11 protein-coding genes are annotated in these 13,108 nt (G+C 70.6%); 4 read left to right on the forward strand and 7 right to left on the reverse strand.

Going from position 1 to position 13,108, the window contains the following annotated elements; all coding sequences use genetic code 11:
• Positions 1 to 28: 28 nt before the first annotated feature.
• The 4 genes from ACPT94_RS16570 to ACPT94_RS16585 all read right to left on the reverse strand — a co-directional run bounded on the left by ACPT94_RS16570 (position 29) and on the right by ACPT94_RS16585 (position 5,806).
• Complete coding sequence (locus tag ACPT94_RS16570) at positions 29 to 502, reverse strand: hypothetical protein (protein WP_425246156.1); 474 nt, start codon at positions 500 to 502, stop codon at positions 29 to 31.
• Positions 503 to 937: 435 nt separating this feature from the next.
• Positions 938 to 2,215, reverse strand: a complete 1,278-nt coding sequence (locus tag ACPT94_RS16575) for a serine hydrolase domain-containing protein (protein ID WP_425246157.1) — start codon at positions 2,213 to 2,215, stop codon at positions 938 to 940.
• 252 nt (positions 2,216 to 2,467) lie between these two features.
• On the reverse strand, positions 2,468 to 3,421 hold the full coding sequence (locus ACPT94_RS16580; RefSeq protein WP_425246158.1) for an SMI1/KNR4 family protein: 954 nt from the start codon (positions 3,419 to 3,421) through the stop codon (positions 2,468 to 2,470).
• A gap of 360 nt (positions 3,422 to 3,781) precedes the next feature.
• A complete protein-coding gene (locus tag ACPT94_RS16585; RefSeq protein WP_425246159.1) occupies positions 3,782 to 5,806 on the reverse strand; it encodes an AfsR/SARP family transcriptional regulator in 2,025 nt (674 codons plus the stop codon).
• 126 nt (positions 5,807 to 5,932) lie between these two features.
• Here ACPT94_RS16585 and ACPT94_RS16590 point away from each other — a divergent pair, with 126 nt between their 5' ends.
• Positions 5,933 to 6,811, forward strand: a complete 879-nt coding sequence (locus tag ACPT94_RS16590) for an alpha/beta fold hydrolase (protein WP_425246160.1) — start codon at positions 5,933 to 5,935, stop codon at positions 6,809 to 6,811.
• Between the two features lie 308 nt (positions 6,812 to 7,119).
• Here the strand turns inward: ACPT94_RS16590 and gvpJ are convergent, their stop codons facing one another.
• Positions 7,120 to 7,530: a gas vesicle protein GvpJ gene (gene gvpJ / locus ACPT94_RS16595; protein WP_425246161.1), complete on the reverse strand. Its 411-nt coding sequence runs from the start codon at positions 7,528 to 7,530 to the stop codon at positions 7,120 to 7,122.
• A gap of 349 nt (positions 7,531 to 7,879) precedes the next feature.
• On the reverse strand, positions 7,880 to 8,263 hold the full coding sequence (locus ACPT94_RS16600) for an MmcQ/YjbR family DNA-binding protein (protein WP_425246162.1): 384 nt from the start codon (positions 8,261 to 8,263) through the stop codon (positions 7,880 to 7,882).
• Positions 8,264 to 8,459: 196 nt separating this feature from the next.
• On the opposite strand from ACPT94_RS16600, the gene ACPT94_RS16605 reads away from it, so the two are divergent.
• Positions 8,460 to 9,485 carry a helix-turn-helix domain-containing protein gene (locus ACPT94_RS16605; protein ID WP_425246163.1) on the forward strand — a complete coding sequence of 342 codons (1,026 nt, stop codon included), beginning with the start codon at positions 8,460 to 8,462 and terminating at the stop codon, positions 9,483 to 9,485.
• 189 nt (positions 9,486 to 9,674) lie between these two features.
• Here the strand turns inward: ACPT94_RS16605 and ACPT94_RS16610 are convergent, their stop codons facing one another.
• Positions 9,675 to 10,769 (reverse strand): carboxylate-amine ligase, encoded by a 1,095-nt coding sequence (locus ACPT94_RS16610; RefSeq protein WP_360340468.1) that lies wholly within the window; start codon positions 10,767 to 10,769, stop codon positions 9,675 to 9,677.
• Positions 10,770 to 11,598: 829 nt separating this feature from the next.
• Between ACPT94_RS16610 and ACPT94_RS16615 the strand changes: the two genes are divergently transcribed.
• Complete coding sequence (locus ACPT94_RS16615; protein WP_360340465.1) at positions 11,599 to 12,030, forward strand: NfeD family protein; 432 nt, start codon at positions 11,599 to 11,601, stop codon at positions 12,028 to 12,030.
• A 4-nt stretch (positions 12,031 to 12,034) separates the two neighbouring features.
• Positions 12,035 to 13,081 carry an SPFH domain-containing protein gene (locus ACPT94_RS16620; protein WP_360340462.1) on the forward strand — a complete coding sequence of 349 codons (1,047 nt, stop codon included), beginning with the start codon at positions 12,035 to 12,037 and terminating at the stop codon, positions 13,079 to 13,081.
• The last annotated feature ends 27 nt before the right edge of the window (positions 13,082 to 13,108 follow it).

A 13,108-nucleotide genomic window follows, 5' to 3' on the forward strand; every position in this document is an offset into this window, starting at 1 on the left:
TGATGTCCGGACGCGGCGATTCGAGTGGTCAGCCGGAAGTCCGATCGGTCACGGGCGTGGTGACGGTCGCAAGGAACTCCTCGAGAACATCGAGCAGCCCGGGTCGGCCCCACAGTGCCAGCCCCAGAACGACAGCGAATACGGCCGTCATGTGCACGGCTCCACAGAGATCTCTGTCCGACAACGCGCGCAACGCCGACTGGTCTCCGCGGGCCCACGCCCGTGTTGCCTCGGCAACGGCGAACTCATAGTGGGGCGGCGCGGCGGCAGCGACCTCATCGATGTGCCGAACCAGGGAGTCGAGCTCCCACCGTTTGCCGGTCAACTCCATGACGCTGATGGTGGAGCGCAGCAGACCACTCAGGACGGCGTACACCTCTGTCCAGCCACCCGCATTCAGACTGTCCAGCGCTTCCCGAACCGCGACGGCGTCGTGGTCCGTGTAGCCGCGGACAACGTCCAGCGCGCGGTCGCGGGTGGTCTTGAACGCTGCATCGCTCATGCGGCTCACACTATTGCCGCCCGGACGAGCGGTAATCGGTCTCTTGTCTCAGCGCGCCTCGGAAGATGGCACTAAGACCGTCGTTACGGCCCGGTCGTCAGGGGCGCAGCAGTCCGCCCACCCAGTCAGAGGCCGATACGGCGCAGTGCGAGCGCGATGTGGCCCCGTAGGGCGCAGTCCCAGCCCGGGAGGGTACCGGCGGCTCCACTCTCGTAGGCGTGGACGAGCACGGTGAGTGCCTCGTCGGGGAGGGCGGTCGTCCGGCGGCGGGCCAGCGCGACTGCCGCCGTGACCGCATGAACATGCGCCGTCGCTGGGGTGGCTGAGAAGAGGTGGCCGACGGTGATCCCTTCGCAGGGGCGACCGGCACCCCGGGACAGGCGGCCGGCCCGGACAGGTCTGGGTGGGCTGTCACGCGTCCCCAGCGCTGGTAGGTCACCCCGACTGGCGTGGAGACGCTTCCCAGGTACTCGACGGGGCGGTGTGGCCCGTGTCCTGGCGGCCGGGGGCGCGGCGAGCCTGGGCCGCCGGGCCTTCGGCGCTCGGGTTGCGGGTGAGCAGGTCGGCGACCCGAGCGATCATGTGGCTCTCTTCGCCGTTGCGGGCGGTCGTCGGGTGGTACGTGAGGACAAAGCGGCGCTGCTGGTCACGGGTGGAGAACGCGGCGTTCTTGTAGCCGTACGTCTCTCCGGTCTTGCCCCAGAGGGTGACGCCGTTGACGGTGGCCTGCTGAAGTCCGGTGCTGTAGCGGGCCGGGGATCCGTCCAGCATCCGCACGTCGTTCGGCGGCAGGGTGAACATCAGCTGAAGCAGCTCGGGCGGGAGCAACTCCCCGGTGAACAGCGCGGTGAGCATCCGGTCGAGATCGCCCGTGGTGGAGACCATGTCGCCCTCGCCCCGACTGGACGACTGGTCGTACGCGGTGATGTCCCGCAAGCTGCCGTCGGCCATCGCCAGGTAGCCGTGCACGTGCCGGCCGTGGATGTGCGGGTCGTTCCCGGGCACGACGGTGTGCGCCAGGCCCAGCGGACGCAGGATGCGGGCCGCGACGGCCTCCCCGTACGAGCGGCCGGTCACCTTTTCGATGATCAGCGCGGCCAGTGCGTAGTTGATGCCGCGGTACTCCTGCCGGGTGCCCGGGGCGAACTTCAGCGGTCCGTGCGTCGCCGTCGCCACCCACTCCTGCGGCGTCCAGTGGTCGAAGCGGTGGCGAAACACGTCCTCGGCGGTCTTCGGGTCCGGGATGCCGACATGGTCGGGCAGTCCGCTGGTGTGGTTCAGCAGGTGCGCCACGGTGACAGCCGCGAACCGGTCCGGCAGTACCCCCGGCAGGACGCACCGCACCGGCGCGTCCAGGGCAACCCGGGCCTCCGCCACCAACTGCAGCACCACCGTGGCGACAAAGACCTTGGTGATGCTGCCGATCCGGACTTTGTCATGCGCCGTCACCGGACGCCGCGTCCGGATGTCGGCTACCCCCGAGGCGCCGCGCCAGTAGCCGGCCGTGCCGCCGACCTGCAGCTGGGCCGCCGTCGACGGCGGGTGCTCCAGGTCGTCGATCGCCGCCTGCAGGGCGATGGGGTCCAGCGGCGGGAACGACGCGGGTAAGGCGGCGGCGCGGTGCGCGGGCAGCACTGCGGTCGCGGCCAGCGCGGCCGTCCCCGACAGGGCGAAGCCCACAAAAGACCTGCGTGGCAGGCGCGTTGAGATCATGCCCTTCAGGTTGTCAGCGGGCACGTCGCGCAAGCATCGGGGTCGCCCCGGAGTGAACCCCGACCACACCCCGACCCGCCCCGCACAGGGATGACATGCGGCCGAGCGGCACGGAGCGGTGCGGGCGTGCCGCGATTCCGCCACGCCGGGGCCGGGTACCTGCACGTGGTGCAGGAACGGCCGGCGAGGCCTGAGCGCCGGCAAGTGAAGTAGGGCGGCGAACCTGCAGGGCTGGCCCCCTCTTCTCGTGTGTCAACCAGTCAGGGGTTGCCACTGGTCTTCCCGCGTGGGGTCGATGCCGCTGCGCCACACCAGCGCGCCACCGATCAGGCCGGGCCTGTCCCGCGTGGCCAGGTCCGGGTTCTCGAGCATGTCGGCAGCTTCTTCCAGGTAGGTGACCAGCGTGTCGAGTTCCTCGCCGAAGGCATCGTTGAAGCGGGACCAGCTGCCCAGATAGCCGGTCGCAGCGTCCAGGTACAAGCCATGAGTGCTGTCAGCCGGGCCGCGAGCGACAACCGGAATCCAGGTTGGCCTCCACACAGTGGTCCGCTCCTCTTCGGGGCGGTCAGTGTCGAAGGCGTCCTGGTCAGCCTGGGAGGCCATCTGCCGCCGGTAGACGGCGGCCACGGCGTCCAGGGTCATCAGAACTTCGTTGCCCGGAAGGCATCCCCAGCCGTTGTGCCCGTCGTCGCCTGCAGTCAGCAGCCACAGGACGTGCAGCTCGATGGGTATCCGAATGCCGCAATCCTCTTCCAGGGCGGCGATGGCGGCGGGGCTGGCGCCGGCGCGGAGAGCAGCATGGGAATCGGGGGCATGGTGCTGGAGCCAGCCGGTGACACGCCGCCATGCGTCGGCGACCTCCCGTACGGTGACGGCGGCGGCAGCAGGGTCGGCAGGCTGCTCCTGGTTCTGGTTCTGGTCCTTGTCCTGGTCTTGGACGTCAGTGGAGGGCTCGGCGGAGGGCACGGGACTCAGGAAGCGGATCTCGATCCGGTCCGGCTCGCGGATGTAGCCGACGTACAGGTCGGGGCAGTCCTCGAACATGTCGCCGTCGACCATCACCGTGAGGATGCCGGGCAGCGTCGATGGCCGGCCCATGTCAGGGTCGTCGGCCAGCTGGCCCGCCAGGGCCTTCAGCGCATAGGGAACGTCGGCCCCCAACTGAGCGGCGGTGTCGCGTACGTCCGGCTGGATTTCGACCTTCACGCCCTGATGCTCCTTGGGGTCGGAGAGAAATGGTGCTCCCACACGGTAGGCCCCCACGCTCACCAGCGGGGGGCGGTACGAGAGCGGTGCCCGTCAAGTGCCCGCACTGCGGTGCACCGTGGCCGGTGTCGCGGCGAGCCGTTGGCCGGCGTGGCCGGTGACGAACAAGGTCGTGGACGCCACGAACGTCCCTGCCTGAGCGCGGACATGCAGTTCCGACCGCCAGTGCCGTGCAGCCGGGCAAAGGTCCGCTCGATCCCATCTGTGGGCGCCCAGGCCGCTCCCGTGCAGCCGGCAGCGGCGAGACGCCGGTTCTCGATGCGGCGAGCCCTGACGGAGAAGGCGGCCCCGGCGTCGCGCTCAACGTCTCGTTGCCGGGTGCGGACCGCTCCTCGTCGTGCAGTCGAGAGCGTGGGTGATGGCGGTGAGCCAGCGGTCCACAGGGCCAAGGGTGATCAGTCCGCTGCCCGCGCCGGCGAGTTCGCCCGCGGCCGGCAGTAGGCGGGCGCGGAGTTGCTCCAGCACGGCCCGGTCGCCGAACTCCAGCGCGAGCGTGGCCTGCAGGCAGCACATCGCCTCGTACAGCAGGTCCGCAGGTGGCTCCGGCACGGCGCGCAGCGTGGCCTCGGCGTCGGCTCGGCGGCCGGTGCGCAGCAGGATGAAGGGCTCGACCCAGGGGCGGTAGGGGCCCCAGTCCGCATCCGGGTCGACGTGTTCGGCTGCCTGGCGTGCGGACGTGCTGCCGCCGGCCGTGCGCAGACACAGCTGCGCTAGGGGCAGCAGGCCGTGCTCGACGCCGGGCATGCCGGCGCCGTCCAGCCGGGCGGCAGCGGCCCGGTACGCGGCCTCGGCCTGTGGGATCTGTCCGCAGGCAGCCGGCCGGAGGGCGCGGTACCAGGAGGTGAAGACGCTCACCAGCGGCCTCTCGTGGCGCTCGGCCAGATGGTCTGCCGCGGCCGCGTGTGCGTCCGCCGCGGGGAAGCCGCCGAGCGCGCTCTGCGCCTGCATGCGGATCAAATGACCGAGCACTTCGAAGGTGACCAGGCCGTGTCGGGCGGCCAGCGTCACCAGTTCCCCGCCGATCGCGTCCCGCCGCGGCGAGAGACCGGCTCGGGTGCACGACTGCATGAACACCGCGTTGAGGGCGAACGCCAGCAACGCGGGGTCGTTCAGGCGCCGGGCGATTTCCTCCGCCTCGGATGCCGCCTGCGGACCGCGCGGGGAGCGGGTGCCGCGCATCTCCAGTGCGATGGTGGCCAGCAGGCGGCAGCGCGCTGCCTCGTACGCGTCGCCGCGGGGCAGGGCGGGCAGGGCGCGCTCGGCAGCCGCGACGATCTGCCGTGCCTGCTCCGGGTCGTCGTTACGGGTCCAGATCGCGGGAACGTCGTAGGCACCGATGACCCTGGCGGTCAGCTCCGGGTCTCCGAACGCCTCCGCCGCGGTGACCGCCTGCAGGCGGTGTTCCCGGGCCGCCTGCAGGCCGGGGCCTCCGGTCAGTGAGAGATCGCGGATGATGCCGATCGTCGACTCCAGCCGTGCCCGGGCATCTGCGGCGACCGTGCGGTCGTAGGCCGCCGCCGCCTGCGTCCACAGTCGGGTCACCGCCGTCGACGGTTCGCCCCGAAGGTCCAGGCGCGGGTCGTGGCTGAGGATGTCGGCCTCGAGACGACGCATCTTCGGGCCCGGATCCACGCCCAGCTGGTCAGCGAGCAGGGCCCGGGCCCGGCGCAGTGCCGCCAGCGCGTCCGCCTGACGGCCCGTGCGGTACAGCGCCAGGGCCAGCAGCTGCCAGGCGTCCTCGCGCCAGGGATGCTCGGCCAGGTGGGCCTCCAGGTCGGGCACCGCCTCGGCGGCCAGCCCCAGATCCAACCGGGCCCGCGCCCGTCGCTCCACGGCCTGCAGCTTCAGCTCGGCCAGGCGGGCACACTCGCCGCGGGCCCACTCCTCCTCGGCGAACTGGGCGTAGGCCGGGCCGCGCCACAGCTCCAGCGCCTCGCCCAGCTGCTCCAGCGCCTGCCCCGCGGGAAGCTGGGCGGCACCGGCGACGGCCGTCTCGAACCGCCAGGCATCCACGGCGTCCGGCGCCGCCCGCAGCGCGTACCCGGGGCCCTCCGTGACCAGCAGACGGGCCGGGGCCCTGGCTGGGCGGTCGGGTTCCAGGACGCGGCGCAGCGCGGCGACGAAAGTCTGCACCGCACCGACGGCACCCGGCCCCGGCTCGTCCCACAGGTCCTCCACGAGGCGGGCGACCGGTACCACGCGCCGACGGGCCATGATCAACCGAGCCAGCACGGCACGGTGCCGCGGGCCCTTCAACCCGAGCACGCCACCGAAGCCGTCCCAGGCCACCACCGGCCCGAGCACGCCGAAGGTGATCAGGTCCATCCTCACCTCCCAGCCTGCCTCGTCCGCCACGGTACGCGCTGATCGGATGCTGATCCGCGCGCGGCAGTCTCGATGGTGCCCGCCGATCCGGCAGGCGTCTTTCACACCTGACGAAAGCAGTACACCGTGGCACCGACCATCCCCGGCTTCGACTACCAGCGCGTCCAGGTCGCCGACGGCATCGCCCTCAACGCCGCCGTCGGCGGCTCGGGCAGCCCGATCGTGCTCCTGCACGGCTTCCCGCAGACCCACCTGATGTGGCGGCACGTCGCCGCCGACCTCGCGGCGGACCACACCGTCATCTGCGCCGACCTGCGAGGCTACGGCGCCAGCGACAAGCCCGCCGACAGCGACGGAGCCGCTTACGCCAAGCGCACCCTGGCCGCCGACATCGTCGCTCTGGCCCGAGCCCTCGGTCACGAGCGGTTCGCGCTGGCCGGCCACGACCGCGGTGCCCTGGTCGCGTTCCGCGCCGGACTCGACCACCCCGATGCCATCACCCACCTGGCCTGCCTCGACGTACTCCCGACGTTGGACATGTGGCAGGTGATGCAGGGCACGAAGGCCGCGATCGGGTTCCACCTCTATCTGATGGCCCAGCCTCCGCACCTGCCCGAGCAGATGATCGCGGCCGCCCCGGACGCCTTCTTCGGCCACTTCCTCGACATCTGGGCCCACGACCCTGATGCCATCCCTTCCGACATCCGCGCCGCCTACCTGAACGCCTGCCGTGACGCGGTGCCCTCGATCGTGGCCGACTACCGCGCCTCCGCCGGTGTCGACGTCGAGCACGACCAGGTCGACAGGGACGCGGGCAACCGGCTGCGGATGCCGGTCACCGTCCTTCAGCAGGACTGGGGCGCCTTCCTCGGCTTCGACGCCCGGGCCCTCTGGGCCGCCTGGGCACCGGATCTGTCCCACACGACCGTCAGCTGCGGCCACTACATGGCCGAGGAAGCCCCCGGCCGAATCACCGCGGAGCTCCGGGAACTCCTGGCTCGCTGAGCACACGTCACCGATGCCTCTGGGTGGTCGGTAGGGCCCGGATCTGACTTCTGGTCCCCACCGGCCGCTGAACCAGGCTCCGAACGTCGGCCCACTGTGCAGCCAGGTCCTCGACCTGTGGTGACACGGGAAGATCTGCGCGCGGGTCCGCCCGCAGCCCTCGCCGAGAACCTGCGAACCCGCCCACTTCCAACTGCTCCAAAGCCGACCAGGACCCCACGGCCTGGCAGTCCCGGCCGCCGACTACCGCTGGGCGCCGAGATGGGCATGTCCCTCGTGCCGGGGAGCGATGCCGTAGACGTAGGTGCTCATCGCTCCTCCTCCCGATGGCGGCGGGGGTGTGCGGCCTCCGTCTCCCGGCCTTGGTCGCGGGCCTGCTGGAACGCATCCGAAACGGCCTCCGCCGCTCCGGACAGGGCCCCTTTGGTCTTGGCCTGACCCCCGGGTTGCCCGAGCTGGCCGCTGACCATCTCAGGGAGTCCGGCCGGCTTGCGCGGACCCGCTTCGAGATCCAGGCGGTTGCACGCCTCAGCGAAGCGCAGATACGTGTCCACGCTCGCCACCACAACCCGCACATCGATCTTCAGGATCTCGATGCCGACCAGGGACACCCGGACGAACGCGTCGATCACCAGTCCCCGGTCAAGCACCAGCTCCAAGACGTCATACAGACCGCTGGAGCCTCCTCCGCCACCGCCCTGGGTCGAAACCACACTCACTCTGACCAGCTCCCTCGCCGCTCCAGCAGAAGCGCGCCAGACCCGGCAGCCACGCACAATCCCAGCACGCCGAACACGAGCGAGTAACCCCAGCGCGGAGGACCAAACAGACAGGGATGTCAGCACCAGGGCCGGGTGGTGGAGGTAGAGGCCGTACGCGGCAGCGGCCTGTCCGGCGCCAACGGCGTGCTGCGACCGGAAGCGGGCTCCGTACCGGCGTCGGTCAGCTGCAGGACGCGGGCGGGGATGAGGACGCGTTGAGCCGCTGGAAGGCACGCAGCGCCAGCTCGAGTTCGAGCCGGTCCCGGTCGAGCGACTGCCCGAGGAGCTGCTCGGTCCCGGGTACTGGTCAGGCCTGGCGACCGTAGGTGTGCGGGTCGACAGGCTGCCGGGACTTGGGGAGCCTGTCGACCACCAGACGGTAGGACTCGGTCACCAGCTCCCTGACCAGCCTCTCGTCGATCGCGTCCCCGCCCTCCAACGTGATCCAGTGCTTCTTGTTCATGTGGTAGCCGGGGGTGATGTTCTCGTACTGCTCGCGCAGGGCCTCGGCCTCGGCCGGGTCCGACTTGAGGATCGCGACGGGGCGTCCGGGAACCTCGGTCAGCAGCATGAAGACCTTGCCGCGCACCTTGAAGACCTCCCAGTCGGCGCCGAAGGGGTGTTCCAGGCCCGCCCCAGGCAGTTCCTCGGCGCGGTCGGCCGCGGTCTTCAGCAACGTCTCTCCGTCCAAGGTCGTCAACTCCTCGATCGATGTCAGTGTCCAAGCCGGCAGTTCCGAGCCGCTGTGGGGGGCAAGCCCGTCCGAAACGGCGGTGGCTGCCGCCGGGCACGTGGTCGCACGGGCAAGGAAGCCCCTGGGGTACGGACTGTCCGCGCCCACCATCCTTTCCGTGAGGTCGACCATTCGGGCGGTAAGCTGCGGACACGTGATGGTCGGCAGAGGACACCCTTCGGAATCAGGACGGCGCTCCTCCTCGGACGCCTCCTTGCGGCCCCGTTTCGTCGCACGTGCCGAGCCGGCCTCCGTCCCGCTGTACGGCTTCCAGCCGCCCGTCGGCACCCCGTACGGCCTGGAAGTGACCACGGTCGAGGACTTCCACGCCCACCACGACGACTGGCCGTGGAACCCGCCGCGCCCGGGCCGGGCCACCTTCCACTACCTGATCCTGGTCACCGAGGGTGTACTGCGGCACGACGTCGACCACGTCACGCGCACCGTCGCTCCCGGCCAGTGGCTGTGGGTGCGCGCCGGGCACGTGCAGTGCTGGCACGATCCCAGCACCGCCCGCGGCCCCTTCGTCCTGTTCGAACCGGAGGTGCTCCGGCCCGACACCGCCCACCTGCTGACTCCCCTCAGCTCGCACGACGCCCCCGCCGTCCTGACCCCGCACCCCGACGATGCCCCCTGGCTGGAACAGACGGCGTTCCAGCTCCTCGACGAACACCGTGCGCTGGGACGCCGCCCGCTCGCGGCCCACCACGCCCTGCGGTGCAGCCTCCTCGAAACCCTGCTGCTGCGCCTCGCCCACTCCCCCGGCCTCTCGGAGCCTCCGGCCAACGCGGGAACCGGCGCCTCAGCCGGCAGCCCCCGCTCCGCTTCTGCGGGCGGCACCGCCGGGCGCCGACACATCTACGAACGATTCCTGGACGCCCTGGAGCTGCACTTCCGTGAGCTGCACCGCGTCGACGACTACGCCCAGATGCTCGGCTGCTCGGTGCGCACCCTCAGCCGCGCCGCCCGGACTGCCACCGGCAAGGGAGCACGGGAGATCATCGACGAACGGCGATTGCTCGAAGCGCGCCGCCTCCTCGACCACGCCCGGTGGAGCGCCCGCGAAGTCGCCGCCCACCTCGGCTTCACCGACGCGGCCAACTTCGGCCGCTTCTTCCGCCACCACACCGGCCTCAACCCCGCCGCCTACCGGGCTCGTCAGGCGGTTCCTGATTCCTGACTTGCGAGAGAACGCCTTGGTGATCGAGGTGCGGAAGGGCGGGCGCCCGCCATGCCGCCTGTACCCGGGCCACCGCTCGTCGTCCGGCAACACTTGGCCGGCCGCTTCACCGATGGTGCAGGAGGCCGTAGCCGCGCCGCGATCCGGACGCACCGGTCGGCGCGGGCCGTCCGTTTCTCGACGGTCAGGTCACGGCATTGTGCTCTGCGCGCTGATCAGGTCGGTGACGGCCCGGAGGCCGCCTTTGGTGAGGGCGGCCCGTTGCCGGTCCGCGCCGGTCCCGTTCCGCAGCAGCCGGTGGATCAAGGCCGTCACCTCCCGGGTGTCGCCGGACGCGTCGAGTGCGGGAGCGACGTGCCGCAGGAGCTCGTACAGCACGTCGCCGGCGCGGCGCGGTGTGCCGCCCGGGTCGACCAGGCGGTCGCCGAGGCCGTGGCGGGCGGCGTGCCACATGGTGGCCTGCAGCAGCTCCGGTGCGCAGTCGGGGGTGGGCGCCCCGACGGCCGTTTCCGCCAGGGCGGTCTCCACCAGAGCCCGGATGATCCCGGCGAACATGACCGCCTCGTCGGCTCGCAGCTGGACGTCCAGGCACCGCACTTCGACGGTGGGGTAGCGAGGTGACAGGCGGGCCTGCCAGTAGAGCTGGCGGGTGTCGGCGATCAGTCCGGCTTCCAGCAGTCGCTGCACGCGCCGGTCGTGCTCCGCGGCGTCGCGGAAGGACGGGGGCATGCCGCTGACCGGCCAGCGGCTGAAGATCACGGTGCGCCAGCTGGCGAAGCCGGTGTCGTGGCCGTCCCACAGCGGGGAGTTCGCCGACATGGCCGTCAGTGTCGGCAGCCAGACCCGGATCCGGTTCAGGACCTGCACGCCCGCCTCACGGCCGGGCACGGCGACATGCACATGCATGCCATTGACCAGTTGCTCCGCCACCAGCTGCGGCGCCTGCGTGACCATGGCCCGGTAACGAGCCTGGTCGGTGACGGCCATGGGCCGACCGTGACGCACGGGCGGTGTCCCGCAGGCCGCGATCCGGCAGCCGTACTCCTCGGCGGCGACTCCGACGGCGTGCCGCAGACGCAGCAGATGTCCGCCGACCTCCTCCAGGGTGCCGCACACCGGGGTGGCCACCTCGACCTGAGCCTGGAGCAGCTCGTACTGCACCTCCTGGTCGGCCACGAGACGCCCCAGGCCGGCCGCGGCGCGCACCTTGCCCGCCAGAGGTACCGGAAGGCCCGTGACCGGGTCGAGCAGCAGGTACTCCTCTTCCACGCCGATCGTCGCCATCGATCGCCCTCTGTTCCGCCCGGTTGCCGAGCCGGATCTGGATGCGTCAGCGCATCTCACACAGCGATGGTTGTCAGGAAGGGGTCACGCACGTGGGTGACCGAGTGTCGCAGCCACTTCATGACAAACCATGACACAGCTGCCGACGAGACCGCTTGCGCAAGGAAGGCCGCCGGTGTGCTGGGAAAGCCGCCGGCGTGCAAGGACAGCCGCCGGCGTCGAGCGCCACGCCGCGTCGGAGCCCGCACGGCGGCAGTTCCGGCAGCCGCTGGAACCGATGCCTGCCCCCTGCTGCGAGAAGCCCTGCGCCGCTCAGCCCCGCCGGCTCGACACTGCGCCATCCGGTCGAGCAGCGTGGGGGCGGCGCGCGGGCGGTGATGCCGGGCGCCGCGCGCTGTCGGGGCCTGGTCGGGCTGGGCCGGCCCGTGCCGACGAGGGCGGTGGAGGGAAGGGCGGTGAGCACCGCCATGGCGCACACCTCCGCGGTCACCGGCAGCGCGGCCCAGGTCGGGTGGCCTGGCCGTCGGCGCAGCCCCGCCGATGGCAGCTCTTCCGATCGGCTGCCACAAGGGGGGAAGCATGTACCGGCCCTATCAGCGGCCCGTCGTAAAGGATCCAGCGATTGCTTCGCCGGCGCGTGTGGAGTGCGATTTCCGGAGGCCGGTAAAATTCCTCGAAGGGAAAGGGAAGTCGCCCTGCGCGCCCCGTGTCGGGCCAGTACAGCTCCGCTCGTTCGGCGGGAGTTCGGGATACGGACGTTGCCCATTCTCCGCGGAAAAGGTGATGGTCGAGCCGTTCTCCCACCCGCATCAGTCAGGAAGGGCCGGCAATGGATCCATGGCTCATCTGGTTGATTGTCGCGGCGATCTTGGCCGTGGCCGAGATCCTCACTCTCACCGCTGCGCTCGGAATGCTGGCCACGGCCGCGTTGATCACTGCCGGATGCGCGGCGGTCGGGCTGCCGCTGCCCTTCCAGTTCTTGGTGTTCACCGTCGTGGCAACAGTCAGCGTGCTGTTCCTGCGTCCAGTCGCGCTGCGCCACGTACTCCGCCCCCAGGCGGAGCGATTCGGTGTGGACGCACTGATCGGCAGGGCCGCCTACGTCGTCTCGGAGGTGACAGGCCGGGGCGGCAGGGTCCGCATCGACGGCGAGGAATGGACGGCCCGCGCATACGACGAGACCCTGGTCATTCCCGCCGGGACGACCGTCGACGTCATAGAGATCAACGGCGCAATCGCGCTCGTCTACCCCCGGGACTGAGACCATGGAAAACGCGGCGCTCCTCATCGCCGGCCTGATTGTCGCGCTCATCGCGGTTTTCACCGTGGTGCGGGCGGTCCGTATCGTGCCTCAGGCACGCGCTCGAAACGTCGAGCGACTGGGTCGGTACCACCGGACACTGAAACCCGGACTCAACCTCGTCATCCCCTACATCGACCGCGTCTACCCGGTAATCGACCTGCGGGAGCAGGTCGTCTCCTTCAGACCCCAACCGGTCATCACCGAGGACAACCTGGTCGTCGAGATCGACACCGTCCTTTACTTCCAGGTCACCGACCCACGAGCGGCGTTCTACGAGATCGCCAATTTCCTTCAAGCGGTCGAGCAGCTCACCGTCACCACGCTGCGCAATGTCGTTGGCTCCATGGACCTGGAAAAAACCCTCACCTCGCGTGACACCATCAACAGCCAGCTCCGTGGAGTTCTGGACGAAGCCACCGGCAAGTGGGGACTGAGAGTCAACCGGGTGGAGATCAAGGCCATCGACCCCCCGCAGTCCATCAAGGACGCGATGCAGAAGCAGATGCGGGCCGAGCGTGACAAGCGGGCCGCGATTCTTGGAGCCGAAGGGCAACGGCAATCCCAGATCCTCACCGCTGAAGGCGACAAGCAGGCGGCTGTCCTCCGCGCCGAGGGAAACCGCACCGCTGCGATCCTCCAGGCCGAGGGCCAGTCCCGGGCCATAGATGAGGTGTTCCAAGCCGTGCACCGCAACGACCCCGACCCCAAGCTGCTCGCCTACCAGTACCTTCAGATGCTGCCCCAGCTCGCGCAGGGCTCAGGCAGCACCTTCTGGATGATCCCCAGCGAGGTCACGTCCGCACTCCAGGGTGTGTCCCGCGCCTTCAGTGAGGCACTGCCCCAGTCGTCGGCCACCCGCGAGCAGCCCTCGGACGACAGCGTTTCCAGGGCGGCCGATGACGCGGCACAGGCCGCCGAAGCCGCTGCCAAGGCCGTCGCCGACGCAGCCAAGGCCGACAGCGCCGCCTCCGACGCCCTCCCCGCCCGCCCCCTCGTCGACGGCGCATGACACCGCCCGGCATGGTCCGCCCACTCA

The sequence above is a fragment of the Streptomyces aurantiaciflavus genome (assembly GCF_049808595.1).
GTDB lineage: Bacteria > Actinomycetota > Actinomycetes > Streptomycetales > Streptomycetaceae > Streptomyces.

Coding starts and splice junctions, on each gene's coding strand:
- ACPT94_RS16570 (WP_425246156.1), bottom strand. CDS start 502: ATGAGCGATGCAGCGTTCAAGACCACCCGCGACCGCGCGCTGGACGTT.
- ACPT94_RS16620 (WP_360340462.1), top strand. CDS start 12,035: ATGGAAAACGCGGCGCTCCTCATCGCCGGCCTGATTGTCGCGCTCATC.
- ACPT94_RS16610 (WP_360340468.1), bottom strand. CDS start 10,769: ATGGCGACGATCGGCGTGGAAGAGGAGTACCTGCTGCTCGACCCGGTC.
- ACPT94_RS16585 (WP_425246159.1), bottom strand. CDS start 5,806: ATGGACCTGATCACCTTCGGCGTGCTCGGGCCGGTGGTGGCCTGGGAC.
- ACPT94_RS16615 (WP_360340465.1), top strand. CDS start 11,599: ATGGATCCATGGCTCATCTGGTTGATTGTCGCGGCGATCTTGGCCGTG.
- ACPT94_RS16575 (WP_425246157.1), bottom strand. CDS start 2,215: ATGATCTCAACGCGCCTGCCACGCAGGTCTTTTGTGGGCTTCGCCCTG.